The sequence below is a fragment of the Streptosporangium sp. NPDC004631 genome, assembly GCF_053601935.1.
Map to the genome: position 1 here is coordinate 51,089 of NZ_JBSGCR010000007.1, position 20,892 is coordinate 71,980.

Consider the following 20,892-nt stretch of genomic DNA (forward strand, 5'->3'; position numbering starts at 1 on the left):
AAGACGCATCATGATCCCGTTGCCACTGGCCAGGATCGCCGAGATCACCTCGGGTGCCCTCGCCGGTATGGCCGATCCCCGTGCGGTGGTGCGCGGTCCGGTCGTCGTCGACTCCCGTGCCGTCGAGCCGGGATCGCTGTTCGTGGCCGTCAAGGGGGACCGGACCGACGGGCATCACTTCGCCGCCCAGGCCGTCGCCGACGGTGCCGTCGCCGTGCTGGCCTCCAGGCCCGTCGACGTCCCCGCGGTCATCGTCGCCGACCCCCTGGCGGCCCTCGCCGCCCTGGCCACCGCCGTCTGCGCCGGCCTGCCGGCGGCCACGGTCATCGGCGTGACCGGTTCGGCGGGCAAGACCACGACCAAGGACCTGCTCGCCCGGCTCACCGCCAGGATCGGTCCGACGGTGGCCCCGGTGGAATCGTTCAACAACGAGATCGGCCACCCGCTCACCGTGCTGAGAGCCGACGAGAGCACCCGCTACCTGGTGCTCGAACTCAGTGCCAGGGGTGTGGGCCACATCGCCGACCTCGCCCGCATCGCGCCGCCGCGGATCGGCGTGGTCCTCAACGTCGGCACCGCCCACCTGGGGGTCTTCGGCGGCAAGGAGGTGACCGCCCGGGCCAAGGGTGAGCTGGTCGAGGCGCTGCCCGCCGACGGCGTGGCCGTGCTGAACGCCGACGACCCGCTGGTGGTCGCGATGGCCGGGCGCACCGCCGCCCGTGTCACCTGGTACGGCAGGGGGGCGGCCGCCGCGGTCCGCGCCGAGGGCGTGACCCTCGACGGGCGTGGCCGCGCCTCCTTCACGCTGCGCACCCCGTCCGGCGCCGCCCCGGTCAGGCTCCGGCTCTACGGCGAGCACGCCGTGGAGAACGCCCTGGCCGCCGCGGCGGCCGGCTACGAGCTGGGGCTGCCGGTCACCACCATCGCCGAGGAGCTGTCGGAGGCCGAGCCGCGCAGCCGCTGGCGGATGGAGGTCACCGACAGGCCGGACGGCGTCACCGTGATCAATGACGCCTACAACGCCAACCCCGACTCCATGCGCGCCGCCTTCGGCGCCCTCGCCGCGCTCGCGGGGGGCCGTCGCCGGTTCGCGGTCGTCGCCGCCCTGCGGGAGCTGGGCGAGGAGAGCGCGGCCCTGAACGAGGGGGTGGGCCGTCTGGCCGCCGGAGCGGGTCTCGAAGCCCTGTTCGTCGTCGGTCCCGACGCCGCCCCGATCCTGACCGGCGCCGGTGCGGGCGGTGCGGGCCGTACTCCGCGAGCCGGGGGCGGACCGGCCGGGGACGGCGCGCCACCCGGCGCAGGGGTCGTGCACGTCGCCGACGTCGCCGAGGCGGTCGCCGAGCTGTCGGCGCTCCTGGCCCCCGGCGACGTGGTGCTGGTCAAGGGACCGCGCGCCGCCGGGCTGGAGCGCGTGGCCGCGGCGCTGCTCGGGGGTGACCGCCGATGAGGGAGATCCTCATCGCCGCCGCGGTCGGGCTGCTGCTGTCCATGTTCGGCACCCCGCTGGCGATCCGGCTGTTCTCGCGGCGCGGCTACGGTCAGAGCATCCGGGAGGAGGGGCCGTCGGGGCACCACGACAAGCGCGGCACCCCCACCATGGGCGGCACCGTGATCGTGATCGCGGCGCTCGCCGGGTTCGCCTGCGCCCACCTGGCCACCTTCACCCCGCCCACCGCCTCCGCCGTCCTTGTGCTTTTCCTGATGACGGGGCTGGGCGCGGTCGGCTTCCTCGACGACTTCATCAAGATCTACAAGCAGCGCAGCCTCGGCCTGCGCAGCGGTGCCAAGGCGCTGGGCCAGCTCATCGTCGGCGCGGTCTTCGCCGTCCTGGTCACCCGCTTCCCGAACGCCTACCTGATCACCCCGGCCGAGACCCGGCTGTCGTTCCTGCGGGACTTCGGGCCGTCCATCGGCATCGTCGGGTTCACGATCTGGGTGCTCATCATGATCGTCGGCTTCTCCAACGCGGTGAACCTCACCGACGGGCTGGACGGCCTGGCCAGCGGCGCCACCGGCGTGGTGCTGGCCTCCTACGTGCTGATCGGCAACTGGCAGCTCCGCAACAGCTGCACCGCCCAGCTCGGCCCCAACTGCTACTGGGTCCGCGACCCGCTGGACCTGGCGGTGGTCGCCGCGGCCGTGCTCGGCGCGCTGGCCGGCTTCCTGTGGTGGAACGCCCCCCCCGCCAAGATCTTCATGGGCGACACCGGCTCGCTGGCCCTGGGCGGCGTCCTCGCCGGCCTGGCCATCACCACCCGCACCCAGCTCCTGCTGATCATCCTGGCCGGGGTCTGCGTGGTCATCACGCTCTCGGTGATCATCCAGGTGGGCTTCTTCAAGATGACCGGCAAACGGGTCTTCAGGATGGCCCCGCTCCAGCACCACTTCGAGCTGTCGGGCTGGGCCGAGACGACCATCGTGGTCCGTTTCTGGCTCATCGCCGGCCTCTGCGCCGCCGCCGGTCTCGGGCTCTTCTACGTCGAATGGATGCCGAAGCAGTGACAGCGCCCGCCGGTCCCCGCGCGCTCCGGGGCGACCGGACGATCTGCGTCGCCGGTCTCGGGGTCTCGGGGACGGCCGCCGCCCGCGTCCTGGCCGCCCGGGGCGAGAAGGTGGTCGTCCTGGAGAACGGGGACGGCGAACGGGCCAGGGAGGGGGCCGCGGCCCTGGCCGGGCTCGGCGTCGAGGTCCGCCTCGGCGAGTTCGCCGGGCCGCCCGAGGACACCTGCCTCATCGTCACCACCGGCTGGCCGCCGCACCACCCGCTGCTCGCCGCCGCGGCCGCCTCCGGGCTGGAGGTCATCAGCGAGGTCGAGCTGGCCTGGCGGCTCCGCCCGGCGGGCGCGGCACCGTGGCTGGCGCTGACCGGCACCAACGGCAAGACCACCGCGGTGCGGATGCTCACCTCGATGCTGAAGGCCGCGGGGCACCGGGCGCTCGCGGTCGGCAACGTCGGCACGCCCGTCGTGGAGGCCGTCACCGGTCCCTGGGACGTGCTGGCCGTGGAACTGTCCAGTTTCCAGCTGCACCGCTCGCCCAGCCTGGCCCCGCTCGCGGCGGCCGTGCTCAACGTCGCCCCCGACCACCTCGACTGGCACGGCTCCATGGAGGAGTACGCCCGGGCCAAGGGAGAGGTCTTCTCCCGCGCCGGGACGGTCGTCCACAACGCCGACGACGAGTGGTCCACCCGTCTGGCCGGGCCGTACGGCGAGGCCGGGCGCGGGGTCGGCTTCACCCTCGGGGTGCCCGGTCTCGGGCAGATCGGTGTCGTCGAGGACCTGCTGGTGGACCGTGCCTTCGTGGCCGACCCGGTGGGCGGCGCCGAGGAGCTCGCCTCGTTCGCCGACATCCGGCCGTTCGCGCCGCACAACGTGGCCAACGCGCTCGCCGCCGCGGCCCTGGCGAGATCATACGGGGTGCCCGCGGCTGCCGTGCGGCGGGGCCTGCTGGACTTCGTCCCCGACCCCCACAGGATCGCGCACGTCGCCCGCGTCGGCGAGGTCGACTACGTGGACGACTCCAAGGCCACCAACCCGCACGCCGCCGCCGCGTCGCTCGCCGCCTACCCGTCGATCGTCTGGGTCGCCGGAGGCCAGCTCAAGGGCGCCGACGTGGACGACCTGGTACGGCAGGCGGCCCCGAGGCTGCGCGGCGCGGTGCTCCTGGGCGCCGACCGCGAGCGAATTCACCGGGCTCTGGCGCGACACGCCGAGAATGTTCCGGTGGTTGAGGTGCCGGGGCAAGACACTGGGGTCATGGACCGTGTCGTCACCGAAGCCGCGAGGCTCGCAGCCCCCGGGGACACCGTGCTGCTGGCTCCGGCCGGAGCCTCCCTGGACATGTTCACCGGCTACCCGGCGCGGGGGGAGGCGTTCACGCGGGCCGTACACGATCTCGCGGCCCGGCACGACGGCGGGCCGGAGTGAGCGCCACGGTGCCCGAGGGCACCAAGCGCGGGCACGCGGGGACCCGGCGCGGGCGGGGCGGGGAGCGTGAGGAGGCCGAACGCGGGCGGAGCGGGTCACCCGGGGACGCCAAGCGCGCTCCCACGGGGGCGCGCGATCAGCTCGCCGCCTTCCGCGAGCTGCTCAACCGGCCGCTGACCTCCTATTATCTGATCCTCGGCTGCAGCGCGCTGCTGCTCGCCCTCGGCCTGATGATGGTGCTCTCCGCCTCCAGCATCGAGGCGTTGCAGGAGAAGGGGAACCCGTTCTACTGGTTCTTCAAGCAGTCGGTCTCGGTCGCGCTCGGCATCCCGGTCATGTGGATCTGCTCGCTGCTGCCCCAGCGCTTCTTCCAGCTCGCCGGATACCCGCTGCTGGTGGTGTCGATCATCGGCCTGGTCATGGTGCTGTTCATCGGCACCTCCCAGCTCGGCGCCCAGCGCTGGATCGACCTGGGCCCCATCTACCTGCAGCCCTCCGAGCCCGCCAAACTGGGCCTGATGCTCTGGGGCGCGGACCTGCTGGCCCGCAAGGCGCGCGGCGGGATGATCGAATGGCGTAATCTGTTCATCCCGCTGATGCCGGGCACCGTGATCCTGGCCATCATGGTCCTGCTGGGGCGCGACCTCGGCACCACGCTGGTGCTTATGATGATCTTCCTGTCGCTGCTCTGGGTGGTGGGGGCGCCGCTCCGGCTGTTCGGCGGGATCCTCGCTGTGGCGGTGCTCGCGACCGTTGTCATGATCAGTACCGAGGGATACCGCTCGGACCGCATCGCGGGCTGGCTGGATCCGTGGGGCAACGCCCAGACCACGGGTTACCAGGCGGTGCAGGGACAGATCGCCATGGGCAGCGGCGGCTGGTTCGGGCTCGGCCTGGGGTCCAGCAGGCAGAAGTGGAGCTGGCTTCCGCACGCCGAGAGCGACTTCATCTTCTCCATTCTCGGCGAGGAGCTCGGCCTGATGGGCACCCTCGTCGTGGTGGCCCTGTTCGGCCTGCTCGGCTACGCCGGGCTGCGGGTCGCCACCCGGGTCAAGGACCCGTTCGTCCGGCTGGCCTCGGCGTCGACGGTCGCCTGGATCGCCGGTCAGGCGATCGTGAATATCGGCGCGGTCATCGGCGTGCTGCCCATCACCGGCATTCCGCTGCCACTGGTCTCCTACGGTGGATCGGCGCTGCTGCCCACCCTGGCGGCGCTCGGCATGCTGCTCTCCTTCGCCAGACACGAGCCTGGAGCGCGACAGGCTCTCGCGGCTCGTGGCCCCGGACCGGTGGCGCGGGGCCTAAGCTGGCTTGGCCTGGGTGGGCCGGCACGGAAACGACGGCCGGTCCGCGGAAGACGATAAGTGAAAGGACCGACATGAGGGTGGTCCTCGCCGGCGGCGGGACAGCCGGTCACATCGAACCGGCGCTGGCTCTGGCCGACGCGCTGCGCCAACTCGACCCGAACATCGGGATCACCTGTCTCGGCACCGAGCGCGGTCTGGAGACCCGGTTGGTGCCCGACCGGGGCTACGAGCTTCAGCTCGTGCCCGCGGTGCCGCTGCCCCGGTCCATCACGCCCCAGCTGCTGACCGTGCCCGGACGCCTGGCCGGGGCCATCAACGCGGCCTCGGCCGTCATGGACCGTGTCCAAGCCGACGTCCTGGTCGGCTTCGGCGGTTACGTGGCGACCCCCGCCTACCTGGGGGCGCGGCGGCGGGGTGTGCCGATCGTGGTGCACGAGGCCAACCCGCGGCCCGGCCTGGCCAACCGGCTGGGCGCGCGGCTCACCGAGCACGTGTTCACCGGACACCGGAACACGCCGCTGGCCCGCGCCCAGTACGTGGGGATCCCGCTCCGCCGCGAGATCGTGGCCCTGGACCGGCTCTCCATGGGGGACAAGGCGCGCTCCTGGTTCGGCCTGGAGGCCGACCTGCCCACGCTGCTGGTCACCGGGGGCTCCCAGGGGGCCCGGTCGCTCAACCGGGCGGCCCTGGCCGCGGCCCCCGCGCTGCGCCGGGCCGGGGTGCAGGTGCTGCACGTCATCGGCCCGAAGAACACCCTGGAGGAGGAGCCTCCGCCGGGCGACCCGCAGTACGTCGCCCTGCAGTACGTCGACCGGATGGACCTGGCCTACGCCGCCGCCGACTTCGCCCTGTGCCGCAGCGGCGCCATGACCTGCGCCGAGCTGACCGCCGTGGGCCTGCCGGCCGCCTACGTCCCCCTCCCGCACGGCAACGGCGAGCAGCGGCTCAACGCCGAGCCGATCGTGGAGGCCGGGGGCGGTCTCATGGTCGACGACGTCGACCTGACATCGGAGTGGATCATCCAGAACGTGCTGCCCATCCTGTCCGACCCCGAACGGGTGGTCACCATGTCGGAGGCCGCGGCCAGGATGGGCAGCAAGGACGCCGACGTGACGCTCGCCCGCCGGGTGCTGCAGATCGCGGCGGAGGGGAAGAGCCGATGAGCGGCCTCGGGCTGGCCGCGGATCCGGCGCGGCGGGTGTGGCGGGCCGTCGAGGGGCGAGACGGCCCAGGTGGCGAGCGTAGTGAGCGAGGAGTGGTGAGCGGCCGATGAGCCTGGTCAAACTGGTGGATCCGGTCGCGGCCGAGGAACTCGGGCGGGTGCACTTCATCGGGATCGGCGGTTCCGGGATGTCGGGCATCGCCCGCATTCTGCTCAAGCGCGGCGTGTCCGTCTCCGGCAGCGACTCGCGCGGCTCGGAGATGGTCGACGAGCTGCGCGAGCTGGGCGCCAGGATCCACGTCGGCCACGCCGCCTCGCACGTCGTCAACGTCGACACCGTGGTGGTCTCCACCGCGATCCGTGACTCCAACCCGGAGCTCGGCGAGGCGCTCCGCCAGGGCCTGCGGGTGATCCCCCGGGCCGCCGCGCTGGCCTCGGTCATGGCGGGCCGGACCGGGATCGCCCTGGCCGGGACGCACGGCAAGACCACCACCACCTCGATGCTCACCGTGGCGCTGCAGAAGTGCGGCGCCGACCCGTCCTACTGCGTCGGCGGCCAGCTGGTGACCACCGGCCTGGGGGCCGACGAGGGCGCGGGCGGGGTGTTCGTCGCCGAGGCCGACGAGAGCGACGGCTCCTTCCTCATGCTGGCCCCGGACATCGCCGTGGTGACCAATGTGGAGCCGGACCACCTGGACAACTACGGCGACCCGCGGGCGGTCTACGACAGCTTCGCCCGTTTCGCCGAGCGGGTCGGGAGGTCCATGGTGATCTGCGCCGACGACCCCGGCTCCGCGGCCCTGATCCCGATCGCCCGCGCTCGCGGGCTGAAGGTGGTCACGTACGGCGAGGCCGGGGACGCCGACCTCAGGGTGGACGGGATCGTTCCAGACGGCCTGGGCATCTCCTTCACGGTCGCGGGTCACGGGGAGGTGAGGCTCTCGGTCCCGGGCCGTCACAACGCGCTCAACGCCACCGCGGCCATCGCCGTGGCGGCGGAGCTGGGCGTGTCCTTCGACGAGATACGCGACGGCCTGGCCGCCTTCACCGGTGCCAAGCGCCGCTTCGAGGCCAAGGGCGAGGCCGGGGGGGTGGCCGTCTTCGACAGCTACGCCCACCATCCCACCGAACTCGTCGCCGACCTGCGCGCGGCGCGGGACGTGGTGGCCTCCTTCTCGGGCTCCGGCCGGGTCGTCGCGGTCTTCCAGCCGCACCTCTACTCGCGCACCAGGTTCTTCGCCGACGAGTTCGGCGCCGCCCTGGGCCTGGCCGACGAGGTCATCGTCCTGGACGTCTACGGGGCCCGTGAGGACCCCGAACCGGGGATCTCCGGGGCCCTGGTGGCGGGCAAGGTGCCGCTGCCGCCCGCCCAGGTGGCCTACGCGCCGCAGCGCGACGCCGTACCGGCCCTGGTGGCCGGGCGTGCCCGTCCAGGTGACATCGTGCTCACCATGGGTGCCGGTGATGTCACCGAGCTGGGACCCTGGATCGTGGCGGAGCTGGCCGCCAGGTGACCCGCGCGAGGAGACGCCGGCCGCCGGCGCCCGGGCTCCCGTCCCGGGACGGGGCGGGGCGATGAACGGGATGTGGAGATCGGCCTTCCTGGCCCTGCTCGCGGCGGGGGTGGTGGGTGTCGCCGCCTGGCTGGTGTTCTTCTCCTCGGTGCTCGGGGTGAGGGAGGTCCAGGTGGTCGGCAACCTCGCCGTCCCGGCCCAGCAGATCCGGCAGGTGGCCGGGGTCGCCGAGGGGAGACCTCTGGCGGGTGTGGACGTGGCCGAGGTGGAGAACCGGATCAGAGGGATCCGGCAGGTCGAGTCGGTCGTGGTCAGCCGCGGCTGGCCGGGGACGCTGGTGGTGAGGATAGTGGAACGCGAGCCGGTGGCCGTGGTGCCGGCCGGAGGGAGGTTCGCGCTGGTGGACCGGCACGGGGTGGTGACCGAGATCAGGGGCGTCGCACCTCCGACGCTCCCGGTGCTGCGGGTGGCCCGTCCTCAGGCGGGCGATCCGGCGACCGACATCGCGCTGACCGTCATAGGCGCGCTGCCGGACGATCTGGCCCCGAGGGTCGCCGAGGTGCTCGCGCCCTCGCCGGAAACCGTTTCGCTGCGCCTCAAGGACGGCCGCGAGGTCGTGTGGGGTGGCGGGGACCGACCGGCGGACAAGGTCCGGATCCTCGTTACGCTGCTGAAACGGCCGGCCGACACCTACGATGTGAGTTCTCCCGACGTTGTGACGGTGAAGTGATCCCACCGGGCCGGGCGCGTTCTCCGAAAAGGACGGCCCGCGACACGCCGGGCACGCTTGCGGCGCGGTTAGTTGACCCACCTGGAGCGCAACTCCTACTGTCCGTATCACTCCTCAGGTTGACATAAATCTAAATCTCAACTTGAGGGTGAGGGTTTTGGAAACGACGGCACGGGCCCCGTGTCGCATGAGATTGCAAGTCAACGAGCGGAAAGGCCCCTCGTCGTGGCAGCACCGCAGAACTACCTCGCGGTCATCAAGGTTGTAGGAATCGGCGGAGGCGGAGTCAACGCCGTCAACCGGATGATCGAGGAGGGACTCAAGGGCGTCGAGTTCATCGCCATCAATACCGACGCCCAGGCGCTGCTGATGAGTGACGCCGACGTCAAACTCGATGTTGGGCGTGAACTCACCCGTGGCCTCGGCGCGGGGGCCAACCCCGAAGTCGGGCGCAAGGCCGCAGAGGACCACCGCGAGGAGATCGAAGAGGTCATCAAGGGCGCCGACATGGTGTTCGTCACCGCCGGAGAGGGCGGCGGCACGGGCACCGGCGGCGCCCCCGTGGTGGCCAACATCGCACGGTCCCTGGGCGCGCTGACCATCGGCGTGGTGACCCGGCCCTTCAGCTTCGAGGGCCGGCGCCGGGCGATGCAGGCGGAGGCCGGAATAGAGACTCTGCGCGAGGAGGTCGACACCCTCATCGTGATCCCCAACGACCGGCTGCTGTCGATCTCCGACCGGCAGGTGAGCGTGCTGGACGCCTTCAAGGCGGCCGACCAGGTGCTGCTCTCCGGTGTCCAGGGCATCACCGACCTCATCACCACGCCGGGTCTGATCAACCTGGACTTCGCCGACGTCAAGTCGGTGATGTCGGGCGCCGGTTCGGCGCTCATGGGCATCGGTCACGCGCGTGGCGACGACCGGTCGGTCGCCGCCGCCGAGATGGCCGTGTCCAGCCCGCTGCTGGAGGCCAGCATCGACGGCGCGCACGGCGTGCTGCTGTCGATCGCCGGCGGGTCCGACCTGGGCCTGTTCGAGATCAACGAGGCGGCCCAGCTCGTCTCCAACGCCGCCGCGCCGGACGCCAACATCATCTTCGGTACGGTCATCGACGACGCGCTCGGCGACGAGGTGCGGGTCACCGTGATCGCGGCGGGGTTCGACGAGCCCGCCGCCGAGGTCAAGGTGGCGGCGGCGCAGCCGGCGCCGCGCCAGCAGCCCGCGGCGCGCCCGGCCGCGACCTCCTCGGTCACCGCCTCGATCCGCACCCCGGCGCCCACGGTGAAGGCCGAGCCGCGTCCCGAGCCGAGGGCCGAGCACCTCCCTCCGCCGGTCCGGCCCGTCCTCGGCACCCAGCCGGCCCCCGCCCCCGCGGCCGAGATGCCGCCCGCGCCCGTCTCCCAGCCGGTCCAGCACGCCCATCCGATGCAGCAGCACGTCCCGCCGTCGCACCAGCCGATGGAGCACGCCGAGTCGCACCGGCCGGAGGAGCCGCCGGCGCCGCCGGTGTCGATCCCGCGTCCCGCCCCCGAGCCCTCGCAGCCCACCTCCATCTCCGCCCGGGTTCCCGACCCCGCCCGGCGGCGTCAGGTGATCTTCGAGGAGCAGGAGGAGGAGCTCGACGTCCCGGACTTCCTGAAGTGACATTGCTCACGGCTGGGTGGGCGACCGATCACCCAGCCGTGACAGGGAGAATGGATTCCGCCGGTTTGTGGCTGTTCGAGCGGCGGAGATGTGACGAAAACAACACGACGTGATGAGATCGCGGCCGGGCTGGCCGAGGTCGAGGCGAACATCGCCGCGGCCTGCCGGGCCGCCGGCCGTACCCGCGAGGAGCTGACGCTCGTCGCGGTGAGCAAGACCTACCCCGCCTCCGACGTGCGGCTGCTGGCCGCGCTGGGGGTGACGGACGTGGGGGAGAACCGTGACCAGGAGGCCGCGGCCAAGGCGGCCGAATGCGCGGATCTCGGCCTCACCTGGCACTTTGTCGGTCAGTTGCAGACCAACAAGGCCCGCTCGGTGGCCGGCTACGCCGATGTCGTGCACTCGGTGGACCGTTCACGTCTGGTGACCGCGCTCGGTCGTGAGGCGGTCAGGGCGGGCAGGGAGATCACCTGCCTGGTGCAGGTGGCCCTGGACGACGACCCGGGGCGGGGCGGTGCCCGGCCGGCGGAGGTGGCGGCCCTGGCCGACGCCGTCGCCGAGGCCCGTGGCCTGCGGCTGGGCGGGGTGATGGCCGTGGCGCCGCCGGGGGAGGAGCCGGGTGGGGCGTTCGCGAGGTTGCGGGAGATGGCGCAGGCCGTACGGGAGAACCACCCGGGGGCCGATGTCATCTCCGCGGGGATGAGCGGTGATATGGCCGAGGCCATTGCGAATGGCGCGACACACCTGCGTGTCGGTACGGCGTTGCTCGGTCGTAGGAAGCCCTTCGTCAGGTAATGTCCCTTCACGTGGACCTTGACGGCCACGTATCCAGATAGAGGTCGATCGGTGGTGAGCTCCAAGGGGGTGCGGCTACCGCCCCGGGCAGATCGAAGTAAGGCGGAGGAAGAAGTAGCGATGGCCGGCGCGATGCGCAAGATGGCGGTCTACCTCGGTCTTGTGGAGGACGACCGCTACGAGAGATACGACAGCTATTCCGACGACGACTACGAGGAGTTCGACGACTCGCGGCGGGTCGCCGACGAACGTCCTGGCGCGGTCCACGACCGCGAGGAGGACACCGATCCGGGTGTTCCGGCCCCCAGGCCCGCCACCGCCGTCATGGAACGTCGCACCACCGACCTGGCGCGCATAACGACACTTCACCCCCGCACCTACAACGAGGCGCGGACCATTGGCGAGCACTTCCGGGACGGCACCCCGGTCATCATGAACCTGACCGAGATGGTTGACAGCGACGCGAAACGTCTTGTTGATTTCGCGGCAGGTCTTGTCTTTGGCCTACATGGCAGCATTGAACGTGTTACCAACAAGGTGTTCCTGTTGTCCCCTGCCAATGTCGAGGTGACCGCCGAGGACAAGGCTCGAATCGCGGAACGCGGGTTCTTCAACCAGAGCTAGAGTTCCACCATGAACAGTGACCGGCCGGACAGGTCCCGACGAGACCGGGGACGGCGGAACGGAGTGGAGGTGGGGACGGATCATGGGGATCGTTAGCGAGATCTTGGTCGCAGTCCTGTCCCTCTACCTGGTTCTGCTGATCGGCAGAATGATCTTTGAGACGGTGCAGTCGTTCGCACGTCAGTGGCGTCCCACGGGGCCCATCCTGGTCCTCGCGGAAGTCGTGTACACACTGACCGATCCACCTCTCAAGTTCCTCCGCCGTTTCATTCCACCACTCCGGTTGGGTACGGTGGCCTTTGACCTAAGCTTCGCAATGCTGTTCATTGGGGTCTTGGTCTTGATCCAACTCGTGTCCGCGCTTCGTTGATCGGGTACCGTCCTCCGGACAGACTCCAAGCGCGCCAAGGAGACCGAAATGCCGCTGACGCCCGCTGATGTGCGGAACAAGCAATTCAGTACGACCCGGCTCAGGCCGGGCTACGACGAGGAAGAGGTAGACGCCTTCCTCGATGAGGTGGAGTCCGAGCTGGACCGCCTCATCCAGGAGAACGAGGAGCTCCGTGCCAAACTGACCGAGTGTCTGCGGGGCAAGGTGCCCGGCGGAATGGGTATGGCCATGGCGCCTGCTCCCATCGCCGAGTCCAAGCCGGAGATGATGATGCAGCAGCCGGAGCAGATCCGGCCTCCGGAGCCCGTGCACCACCAGCAGCCCGTCCCGGTCGCCATGGGGATGCCCCCGGCCGAGGACAACATGGACACCGCCGCCCGTGTCCTCGCCCTCGCCCAGCAGACGGCCGACCAGGCGATCGCCGACGCCCGCCGGGAGGCGGACGAGACGGTGACCCGGGCGCGCCGTGAGGCCGACGACATCCTCGGCAAGGCCCGCCGCCAGGCCGAGCAGGTGATCGGCGACGCCCGTGCCCGCGCCGAGACGCTGGAGCGCGACGCCCAGGAGCGCCACAGGCAGGCCATGGGCTCACTGGTGCAGACCCGTGACGAGCTGGAGCGCAAGGTCGAGGAGCTCCGCAGCTTCGAGCGCGAGTACCGCAGCAGGCTGAAGCTGTATCTGGAGAACCAGCTCGCCGATCTTAACGTGGCGGCCGAGGGCACCGGCGCCTTCCCGATGGTGGGCGGCCCTCCGGCCATGTCCCACGCCGTGGCCCAGGGAGGACAGCCGTCCATCCAGGGTGCCCCGGGTCCGTTCGGTGGCGAGCCGGTGCAGCACTCCAGTGCCTTCCAGGGTGTTGACGGTCCGCACAACGACCGCCGATAGGTTGTCGGGTCATTACCTCTGACCCGATCCGGGAGTTCCTCTGTGATCCTCATCAGCGCTGGTTTGGTGCTCACCGCCATCGCCCTGCTCATCGCGGGGTTCGTGATGGCCAAACCGTTTCTGGTCATGTGGTCGATCGCGGTCAGCGTTCTGTCCGCGGTCTTCCTGGTGATCGGGGCGTTGTTACGCCGCCACGAGCTGTTTCCCGGTGGCGGGCGCGCCGGGGTGGTTCCGCCACTCCCGCCCACGGCGCCGGTTCCCCCGGGGCCGCTGTCAGGGCTGCCCGCGATGTCGTCCCAGCTCGCCTCTCCCGTGCCGCACACCACGGTGCCGCACGGCGCGCAGCGGGCCGCCGCGGCCCAGCCCCGGCTGAGCCGTCCGGTGGCCGGGCCGGTTCCCGCCGCGGGGCGGGGCGTCCTGGACGACGAGGCGATCGTCCTGGTGATCCCCGGCCGTAAGCGCTTCCACGTCACCGGGTGCCGTCAGCTGGCCGACAGGGAGCATGAGGAGCTCACGCGCGGAGAGGCGCGTGAGGAGGGCTTCACGGCCTGTACCACGTGCCTGCCGGAGTTCACCGCGGGGATCCCGCAGGGTGTCTCCGTGCCGGCTCAGCAGCCCGCCAAGGCCGCCAAGCCCGCGCCCTCCCAGGGGTCCGGTCAGGGGTCCGGTCTCTCCGGCCCCGGCGACACCGGCGAATCCGGCGTACACCAGACCACCGCCCGATTCGCCTCCCCCACGGTGTCGTCCGCAGCCGCGCCCGGCGCTCAGGAGGCCCCGGAGACCCGGCCCGACGCCCACAGGCCCGCCACCGCCTCCGGTGAGCAGGCGCGGTCCGGGCAGCGCGAGCAGCCCCGGCAGGACCGTGACCGGCCGCGGCAGGAGCATGAGCGGTCCGGGCCGGAGAGGGAGCAGGCGCTGCCCCGGAAAGCGGCGGTCCCGCCCCTGCGCGCCGCGGAACCGGTGATCCCCTCCTTCCCGATCCGGCCCCCGATCTCCATACCGGAGGCATCCTCCGAGCCCAACGCCACCAGTTGGTTCAGCCGTGAGGCGGCCAAGTCCCCGGAGTCCAAGGCCGGCCAGGAGGCCAAGCCCTCCGCCCGGACCGGTGGCCCGGCCGAGCCCGGCCCCGTCGGGAGCGGGCCGGAGCCGGAGTCCACGACCGGATCCCGGAGTCCGGCCGCCGGGCCGAAGGCCGCGAGCGCCTCCTCCGCCGAGACCGAGAAGACCACGGCGCCCGCGCCGGCGCGGACGACCTCCGGCGCCGCCCCCGCGAAGCCGGCCAAGACCGCCGAGCCGGTGGGGCCGGTCGGCGCCGGGTCCGGGCGCGCCGGGCGACCGGCGCCGGCCGACCCCGCCTCGGCGGCCTCCGTCCCCAAGGCCCCGGCGGCCGGCGGGAAGACCCCGAAGGGCACCTCCCCGGCGGTCCCGGACGAAGATCGTGAAGATGCCGACACCGCCCCGCGCGGGATTCCGGTCGTCCGGGCGGACGCCGCCGCGCCGGAGACCGTCAAGATCATCGTTGGCACCCGCCGCTTCCACGGCTCGACCTGCCCTCTGATCAAGGGCGTGGACGCCGCCGGTCTGGAGAGCATGACCCTGGCCAAGGCGGAGAAGGCCGGGATGAGCAGCTGCTCGGTCTGCCGGACCACCACGTAGATCGAGCCGTGCCGGTGGCGCCGGGGCCCGGAGCGGCGCGGTGAGAGAACCGAGAGAGGGGCCCGGGGAGAATCCCCGGGCCCCTCTCTGGTTTTCGTTTTCGGCCGATGTGGCGGTTTTCAGCCGATACGGCGGAGCTGGAAGGTCAGGCCGAGGTCGGCGTCGTGGTGGGTGGGAAGATCGTCGGCGGCGCCCTCGGTGAGGGAGACCGCGAGGACCTCGCCGGCCACCGTGCCACCCTGGGTACGCAGCGCCTCGGCCAGGTCCGCGTCGGTGGCGGACCACCACACGTCGATCCGGTCGGAGATCGACAGCCCGGTGGACTTGCGGGTGTCCTGGAGCAGGCGGACGACGTCGCGGACCAGCCCGGAGCGGCGCAGCTCGTCGGTGATGGTCAGGTCGAGGGCGACCGTCTCGCCGGTCCCGGTGTCCACGGCCCCGGTCTCCACGGCCCAGCCGGACTTCGGCTGCTCGGTGACGATCACCTCTTCGGCGGTCAGCTCCACCGGACCCAGCTCACCGGCGTCCACCGACACCGCCGACCCCGAGCGGAGCGCGCGGGCGAGCTCCGCGGCGTCGGCGGCGGAGACGGCGGCGGCGACCAGCTTGGTCTGCGAGCCGAACCTCCTGCCCAGCGCCCGGAAGTTGGGCTTGACCGTGAAGGAGACCAGGTCGGCCTCGATGCCGCCCAGATCCTCCAGGCTCTGCACGTTGAGCTCGTCGGTGATCAGCTCGCGCAGCTCGGGGGAGAGCGTCCCCCAGCCCCGGGCGCCGACGAGGGCGCGGCCCAGCGGCTGGCGAGTCTTCACCCCGCTGGAGGCACGGGCCGAGCGGCCCAGCTCCACCAGGCGCCGGACCAGCGCCATCTGCTCCGACAGCGCCTCGTCCAGCAGCTCCTCGGTCACGGAGGGCCAGCCGGTCAGGTGGACCGAGGAGGGGGCGTCGGCGTCGCGGAGCACGCTCCAGACGTGGTCGGTGACGAACGGCGTCACCGGCGCCATCAGCCGGGTGACGGTCTCCAGGCACTCGTACAGCGTGGCGAACGCCGAGACGTCACCGGACCAGAACCGGCGGCGGGAGCGCCGTACGTACCAGTTGGACAGGTCGTCGAGGAACTCCGCCAGCCGCCGCCCGGCCCGGGCGGTGTCGTAGTCGTCCAGTGACGCGGTGACGTCGGCCGTCGTCCGGTGCAGCTCGGCCAGCGCCCAGCGGTCGATCAGCGGGCGCTCGCCGTACCCGGGGGCCTCGGAGAGGTCGGCCGGTGACCAGGACTCGGCGTTGGCGTACAGGGTGAAGAACGACGCGGTGTTCCAGTAGGTCAGCAGGACCTTGCGGACGATCTCCTCCAGGGCGGCGTGCCCGACCCGGCGGGCGGCCCACGGCGAGCCGGCGCAGGCCATGTACCAGCGCAGCGCGTCGGCGCCGTGCTGGTCCATCAGCGGGATCGGCTGCAGCACGTTGCCCAGGTGCTTGCTCATCTTGCGGCCGTCCTCGGCGAGGATCAGGCCGAGGCAGAGCACGTTCTCGTACGACGATCTGCCGAAGACCAGCGTGCCGACCGCCATCAGCGAGTAGAACCAGCCGCGCGTCTGGTCGGTGGCCTCGCAGATGAACTGCGCGGGGTACGCCTTGTCGAGCATGTCGGCGTCGCGGTACGGCGCGCCCCACTGGGCGAACGGCATCGAACCCGAGTCGTACCAGGCGTCGATCACGTCCGGCACCCGGCGCGCCTCGGCCCCGCAGGTGGGACAGGGAAGCGTGACGTCGTCCACGTAGGGGCGGTGCGGGTCGAGCGCGGAGACGTCCTGGCCCGACAGCCGGCCCAGCTCCTCCAGCGAGCCGACGCAGGTGACGTGCGAGTCGTCCGCGGAGCAGACCCAGAGCGGCAGCGGCGTGCCCCAGTAGCGCGACCGCGACAGCGACCAGTCGACGTTGTTGCGCAGCCACTCGCCGAAGCGGCCCCACTTGATCGTCCCGGGATACCAGTTGGTCTTCTCGTTCTCGGCGAGGAGCTGGTCCTTGATCGCGGTGGTGCGGATGTACCACGCCGGGAGCGCGTAGTACAGCAGCGCGGTGTGGCAGCGCCAGCAGTGCGGGTAGCTGTGCTCGAAGTGGCCGCCCCGGTAGAGCAGGCCGCGCCGGAGGAGGTCCGCGGTCAGGTCCTCGTCGGCCTCCTTGAAGAACCGGCCGCCGACCTGGGGGACGTCGTCGAGGAAGCGCCCGTCGGGGCCGATCGGGTTGACCACCGGCAGGCCGTACCGCTTGCAGGTGGTCAGGTCGTCGGCGCCGAAGGCGGGTGCCTGGTGGACCAGGCCGGTGCCGTCCTCGGTGGTGACGTAGTGGCCGAGCACCACGTAGTGCGCGCCCGGGATGTCGACCAGGTCGAAGGGGCGCAAGTAGGTGGTGTGCTCCAGTTCGGCGCCCTGGAAGGAGGCCAGCACCTCGGCGCCCTCACCCAGCGCGGCGACCAGCAGCGGCTCGGCCACCACCAGCACCTCGTCGGACCCGGCCGGGCGCGCCGCGACGTAGGTCACCTCCGGGTGCACGGCCACCGCCGTGTTGGAGACCAGCGTCCAGGGCGTGGTGGTCCAGATCAGCAGCGAGGCGCCGAGGTCGGCCAGCGGGCCGGAGGTGGCGGGCATCCGGACGTGGACCGAGGGGCTGGTGACGGTCTCGTAGCCGCCGGGCTGGCCCAGCTCGTGGTCGGACAGGCCGGTGCCGCAGCGGGGGCAGTAGGGCGTGATCCGGAAGTCGCGGGTGAGCAGGTCCTTGTCGAAGATGACCTTGAGCGACCACCAGACGGACTCCACGTAGGACGGGTCCATCGTGCGGTAGGCCTGGGACAGGTCGATCCAGTACCCCATCCGCTCGGTCATCTCCTCGAAGGCGTCCACGTGCCGCACCACGGACTCGCGGCACCTGGCGTTGAACTCGGCGATGCCGTACGCCTCGATGTCCTTCTTGCCGGAGAGGCCGAGCTCCTTCTCGACGCTGACCTCGACCGGCAGGCCGTGGCAGTCCCAGCCGGCCTTGCGGGGCACGTTGTAGCCCCGCATGGACCGGTAGCGGGGGAAGATGTCCTTGAAGACACGGGCCTCGACGTGGTGCACGCCGGGCATGCCGTTGGCGGTGGGAGGGCCCTCGTAGAAGACCCAGTTGGGGCCGTCGGCGTTCTGCTCGACCGAGCGCTCGAAGATCTTGCCGTCCCGCCAGCGGTCGAGCACCTCGTGTTCAAGCGCGGGCAGATCGACCTGCGCGGGAAGAGAGCGGAAATAGGCGGACATAGAAGGCGGGACCTCCACGCTGGCATCGGCAGTGGCGTGGAGGGACGAGACCCGATGGGCCCCGCGGTACCACCCTCCTTGACCTTCGGAGCGAAGGTCCTCTTCCTTGGGATCTGCTGCCGGTTCTACTGGGTCGGGGCGACCGTTCCTCCGGCGGCTCAGGGGTGATTTTCCCTCCGGGCATCGCCCCGGGCTCACACCCTCCCCGGGTCGCTCGTGCGAGGGGCTCGAAGGTAGTTGTCCCCATCAACGCCTTGCAGGCTCACACCATAACGCACCGATCCGCGAGAAGCTTCCCGAATACCGAGGTCGGGAGGGAATCCGAGAGAGGGGGCCGTATGTTACGGGAGTGGTAAACATCACGGCGGGTCGTTTGCCGTTCTGTTATGGGAGACCTAAGCTGCCCGCACCGTTTACCACACTGGAATACGGTCCGATCGAGCAAGGAGGCCGCCATGGCCGCGACTGTACGCGCGGACGAGAGCGCGGTAGCGCCGTTGGAGGACGGGAGCGCCGTCACCTGGTCGGCCACGGAGCTCGCGGACGTCCGCGAGAGGCTGGCCGAGGAGATCGACGAGCTCAACCAGGAGATCGCCAAGGCGGAGAGCGAGATCGCGTCGAGCGATGTCACCGACGGCGCCGGAGACGACCAGGCCGACGCCGGTGCCCGGACGTATGAACGGGAACGTGAGATCGCCCTTACCCTGAATTCGCGCGATCTGGTCGCGCAGAACGAGCGAGCGATCGCCCGGATCGACGCGGGGACTTACGGAGTGTGCGAATCGTGCCACAAGCCGATCGGCAAGGAGCGCCTTCAGGCGTTCCCGAGGGCGACGCTCTGCGTGGCCTGCAAGCAGCGGGAGGAGCGCCGCTGACCGGTGACGCCGGCGGCCCCGTCGGAGGAGCCGCCCCACCCGCCCCGCGGGCGGCGCGGCGGGTGGCCGTGCTGGCGGCTCTCGCGGTGGTCGTCTACGGTCTCGACCTGCTGACCAAGACCATCGTGCTGAAGACGCTCGAAGGCAGGGAGCCGGTCGTGCTCATCCCCGACCTGCTCCAGTTCCGGGTCATCTTCAACCCGGGGGCCGCGTTCAGCATCGGCACCGGCATGACCATCGTCTTCACGATCATCGCGGCCGGAGTCGTGATCGCCATCCTGCGCACCGCGCGGAACCTGCGCAGCGTGCCGTGGGCGATCACGCTCGGCCTGATGCTCGGCGGGGCCCTGGGGAACCTCACCGACCGGCTCTTCCGTGCCCCCGGAGGGCTCCAGGGGCACGTGGTCGACTTCGTCGAGGTCTTCCCCGGCCGCTTCCCGGTCTTCAACGTCGCGGACTCGGCGATCGTCTGCGGCGGGATCCTCGCCGTCCTCCTCGCCTGGCGGGGCTATCAGATCGACGGCACACGAGACACCGGAGAGAGAAGAAACGATGGCTGAGCAGCGGAGTCTTCCGGTCCCCGACGGGCTGGAGGGCGAGCGTCTCGACGCGGCCCTGTCCCGGCTGTTCGGCTTCTCCCGCACCCGCGCGGCCGAGTTGATCGTCGACGGCGACGTGCTGGTGAACGGCTCGCCCGCAGCCAAGTCCGACCGGGTCCACGCGGGCGCCTGGCTGGACATCACCCTGCCGGCGCCGCCCGCCGTGCCGATGCCGGTCGCCGAACCGATCCCCGGCATGCGGATCCTCTACGAGGACGACGACATCGTCGTCGTCAACAAGCCCATCGGCGTGGCCGCCCACCCCACCACCGGCTGGACCGGGCCGACCGTGATCGGCGGCCTGCTGGGCGCCGGGCACCGGGTGGCGACCAGCGGTGCCGCCGAGCGGCAGGGCATCGTGCACCGCCTGGACGCCAACACCACCGGGGCCATGGTCGTCGCCAAGAGCGAGCACGCCTACTCGCGGCTGAAGCGCGCCTTCAAGGAGCGCACGGTCGACAAGCGCTACCACGCCCTGGTCCAGGGCCACCCCGATCCGCTGCGCGGCACGGTCGACGCGCCCATCGACCGCCATCCCTCGGGGGACGGCCGGTTCGCGGTGGTGGCCGGAGGCAAGGAGTCGGTCACCCACTACGACACGGTCGAGGCGTTCCGCGCCGCGTCGCTGCTGGACATCAAGCTGGAGACCGGGCGGACCCACCAGATCCGGGTCCACATGGCGGCACTGCGCCACCCGTGCGTCGGTGACCTGATGTACGGCGCGGATCCCACGCTGGCCGCGCGGCTGGGCGTCACCCGGCAGTGGCTGCACGCCGTCTCGCTGGCCTTCGAGCACCCGGTGACGGGTGAGTGGGTCGGCTTCGACGCCGGCTACCCGGACGACCTGGCCCGCGCCTTGAAGATCGTCGGCAGCGAGTCCTGACGGTCCCGCCCGGCGCGGACGACGGAGACTCCCCGGCCCGCTCGTGCGGCGTTCCCCACCGGTCACGGCGCGGCCGGCCCGCGCGCCAGGCCCATCACGGCCTGGTGGCGGGTGGCGGGTCACGACGGGGCGTTGGACATATCGGCGCCGGCTGTCTACCTTTCGCCGCATGACAGAGCGGCGTGTGATCTTGAGCGGTTCCACCTTCGAAGAGGAGATCGGCTACGCGCGGGCGGTGGTCGACGGCGACCGGGTGCACGTATCCGGGACGACGGGGTTCGACTACGCGACCATGACCATCTCCGACGACATCGTCGAACAGGCCGAGCAGTGCCTGCGCAACGTCGAGTCGGCGCTGGCCGAGGCGGGCTGCTCGTTCGCCGACGTCGTACGGGTCAGATACCTGCTGCCCGACCGTGAGGACTTCCAGCCGTGCTGGCCCACGCTGCGCCGCTGTTTCGGCGATGTCCGCCCGGCCGCGACCATGCTCGTGTGCGGCCTGGCCGATCCCCGGATGAAGTTCGAGATGGAGGTGTACGCGCGGCGGCCCATGGAGCCGGGCCCGGTGCCCGCCGGCGGCTGACCGGCCCTCCCCGGCTCGGTGAGCCCGCCTCGTC

18 protein-coding genes are annotated in these 20,892 nt (G+C 71.5%); 17 read left to right on the forward strand and 1 reads right to left on the reverse strand.

Annotated features, from left to right (window positions below):
- Positions 1-10 precede the first annotated feature (10 nt).
- The 13 genes from ACWEF2_RS09400 (at position 11) to ACWEF2_RS09460 (ending at position 14,634) form a co-directional block, all read left to right on the forward strand.
- Complete coding sequence (locus tag ACWEF2_RS09400) at positions 11-1,447, forward strand: UDP-N-acetylmuramoyl-tripeptide--D-alanyl-D-alanine ligase (protein WP_453813494.1); 1,437 nt, start codon at positions 11-13, stop codon at positions 1,445-1,447.
- A complete protein-coding gene (gene mraY, locus ACWEF2_RS09405; RefSeq protein WP_453813497.1) occupies positions 1,444-2,502 on the forward strand; it encodes a phospho-N-acetylmuramoyl-pentapeptide-transferase in 1,059 nt (352 codons plus the stop codon). Before ACWEF2_RS09400 ends, mraY begins: the two co-directional genes overlap by 4 nt.
- Positions 2,484-3,926, forward strand: coding sequence for a UDP-N-acetylmuramoyl-L-alanine--D-glutamate ligase (gene murD / locus ACWEF2_RS09410; RefSeq protein ID WP_453813499.1), 1,443 nt, complete (start codon positions 2,484-2,486; stop codon positions 3,924-3,926). Before mraY ends, murD begins: the two co-directional genes overlap by 19 nt.
- A gap of 8 nt (positions 3,927-3,934) precedes the next feature.
- Complete coding sequence (ftsW, locus tag ACWEF2_RS09415; RefSeq protein ID WP_453813501.1) at positions 3,935-5,290, forward strand: putative lipid II flippase FtsW; 1,356 nt, start codon at positions 3,935-3,937, stop codon at positions 5,288-5,290.
- 14 nt (positions 5,291-5,304) lie between these two features.
- Positions 5,305-6,396 (forward strand): undecaprenyldiphospho-muramoylpentapeptide beta-N-acetylglucosaminyltransferase, encoded by a 1,092-nt coding sequence (gene murG, locus ACWEF2_RS09420; RefSeq protein WP_453813503.1) that lies wholly within the window; start codon positions 5,305-5,307, stop codon positions 6,394-6,396.
- A gap of 106 nt (positions 6,397-6,502) precedes the next feature.
- Complete coding sequence (murC, locus tag ACWEF2_RS09425) at positions 6,503-7,909, forward strand: UDP-N-acetylmuramate--L-alanine ligase (protein ID WP_453813504.1); 1,407 nt, start codon at positions 6,503-6,505, stop codon at positions 7,907-7,909.
- Positions 7,910-7,970: 61 nt separating this feature from the next.
- On the forward strand, positions 7,971-8,639 hold the full coding sequence (locus ACWEF2_RS09430; RefSeq protein WP_453813506.1) for a cell division protein FtsQ/DivIB: 669 nt from the start codon (positions 7,971-7,973) through the stop codon (positions 8,637-8,639).
- Positions 8,640-8,864: 225 nt separating this feature from the next.
- Positions 8,865-10,283 carry a cell division protein FtsZ gene (gene ftsZ, locus ACWEF2_RS09435; protein WP_453813508.1) on the forward strand — a complete coding sequence of 473 codons (1,419 nt, stop codon included), beginning with the start codon at positions 8,865-8,867 and terminating at the stop codon, positions 10,281-10,283.
- Between the two features lie 90 nt (positions 10,284-10,373).
- Entirely contained in the window at positions 10,374-11,078 is a 705-nt protein-coding gene (locus ACWEF2_RS09440) for a YggS family pyridoxal phosphate-dependent enzyme (protein ID WP_453813510.1), read from the forward strand.
- Between the two features lie 120 nt (positions 11,079-11,198).
- Positions 11,199-11,702 (forward strand): cell division protein SepF, encoded by a 504-nt coding sequence (locus ACWEF2_RS09445; protein WP_355590083.1) that lies wholly within the window; start codon positions 11,199-11,201, stop codon positions 11,700-11,702.
- A gap of 82 nt (positions 11,703-11,784) precedes the next feature.
- Positions 11,785-12,072, forward strand: coding sequence for a YggT family protein (locus tag ACWEF2_RS09450; protein ID WP_355590086.1), 288 nt, complete (start codon positions 11,785-11,787; stop codon positions 12,070-12,072).
- A gap of 48 nt (positions 12,073-12,120) precedes the next feature.
- Entirely contained in the window at positions 12,121-12,978 is an 858-nt protein-coding gene (locus tag ACWEF2_RS09455) for a DivIVA domain-containing protein (protein WP_453813513.1), read from the forward strand.
- A 42-nt stretch (positions 12,979-13,020) separates the two neighbouring features.
- A complete protein-coding gene (locus tag ACWEF2_RS09460) occupies positions 13,021-14,634 on the forward strand; it encodes a hypothetical protein (protein ID WP_453813515.1) in 1,614 nt (537 codons plus the stop codon).
- A gap of 119 nt (positions 14,635-14,753) precedes the next feature.
- Here the strand turns inward: ACWEF2_RS09460 and ileS are convergent, their stop codons facing one another.
- Positions 14,754-17,918, reverse strand: coding sequence for an isoleucine--tRNA ligase (ileS, locus tag ACWEF2_RS09465; RefSeq protein ID WP_453813517.1), 3,165 nt, complete (start codon positions 17,916-17,918; stop codon positions 14,754-14,756).
- A 455-nt stretch (positions 17,919-18,373) separates the two neighbouring features.
- On the opposite strand from ileS, the gene ACWEF2_RS09470 reads away from it, so the two are divergent.
- The 4 genes from ACWEF2_RS09470 to ACWEF2_RS09485 all read left to right on the forward strand — a co-directional run bounded on the left by ACWEF2_RS09470 (position 18,374) and on the right by ACWEF2_RS09485 (position 20,858).
- Positions 18,374-18,793, forward strand: a complete 420-nt coding sequence (locus ACWEF2_RS09470) for a TraR/DksA family transcriptional regulator (protein ID WP_355590098.1) — start codon at positions 18,374-18,376, stop codon at positions 18,791-18,793.
- Between the two features lie 68 nt (positions 18,794-18,861).
- Positions 18,862-19,353, forward strand: coding sequence for a signal peptidase II (lspA, locus tag ACWEF2_RS09475; RefSeq protein WP_453813519.1), 492 nt, complete (start codon positions 18,862-18,864; stop codon positions 19,351-19,353).
- Positions 19,346-20,275, forward strand: coding sequence for an RluA family pseudouridine synthase (locus ACWEF2_RS09480; RefSeq protein ID WP_355590104.1), 930 nt, complete (start codon positions 19,346-19,348; stop codon positions 20,273-20,275). Before lspA ends, ACWEF2_RS09480 begins: the two co-directional genes overlap by 8 nt.
- Positions 20,276-20,459: 184 nt before the next feature.
- Positions 20,460-20,858: a RidA family protein gene (locus ACWEF2_RS09485; RefSeq protein ID WP_453813521.1), complete on the forward strand. Its 399-nt coding sequence runs from the start codon at positions 20,460-20,462 to the stop codon at positions 20,856-20,858.
- Positions 20,859-20,892 lie beyond the last annotated feature (34 nt).

Coding starts and splice junctions, on each gene's coding strand:
- ACWEF2_RS09450 (WP_355590086.1), top strand. CDS start 11,785: ATGGGGATCGTTAGCGAGATCTTGGTCGCAGTCCTGTCCCTCTACCTG.
- murD (WP_453813499.1), top strand. CDS start 2,484: ATGGATGCCGAAGCAGTGACAGCGCCCGCCGGTCCCCGCGCGCTCCGG.
- murG (WP_453813503.1), top strand. CDS start 5,305: ATGAGGGTGGTCCTCGCCGGCGGCGGGACAGCCGGTCACATCGAACCG.
- mraY (WP_453813497.1), top strand. CDS start 1,444: ATGAGGGAGATCCTCATCGCCGCCGCGGTCGGGCTGCTGCTGTCCATG.
- ACWEF2_RS09480 (WP_355590104.1), top strand. CDS start 19,346: ATGGCTGAGCAGCGGAGTCTTCCGGTCCCCGACGGGCTGGAGGGCGAG.
- ACWEF2_RS09445 (WP_355590083.1), top strand. CDS start 11,199: ATGGCCGGCGCGATGCGCAAGATGGCGGTCTACCTCGGTCTTGTGGAG.
- ACWEF2_RS09455 (WP_453813513.1), top strand. CDS start 12,121: ATGCCGCTGACGCCCGCTGATGTGCGGAACAAGCAATTCAGTACGACC.
- ACWEF2_RS09400 (WP_453813494.1), top strand. CDS start 11: ATGATCCCGTTGCCACTGGCCAGGATCGCCGAGATCACCTCGGGTGCC.
- ileS (WP_453813517.1), bottom strand. CDS start 17,918: ATGTCCGCCTATTTCCGCTCTCTTCCCGCGCAGGTCGATCTGCCCGCG.
- ACWEF2_RS09430 (WP_453813506.1), top strand. CDS start 7,971: ATGAACGGGATGTGGAGATCGGCCTTCCTGGCCCTGCTCGCGGCGGGG.
- murC (WP_453813504.1), top strand. CDS start 6,503: ATGAGCCTGGTCAAACTGGTGGATCCGGTCGCGGCCGAGGAACTCGGG.
- ACWEF2_RS09470 (WP_355590098.1), top strand. CDS start 18,374: ATGGCCGCGACTGTACGCGCGGACGAGAGCGCGGTAGCGCCGTTGGAG.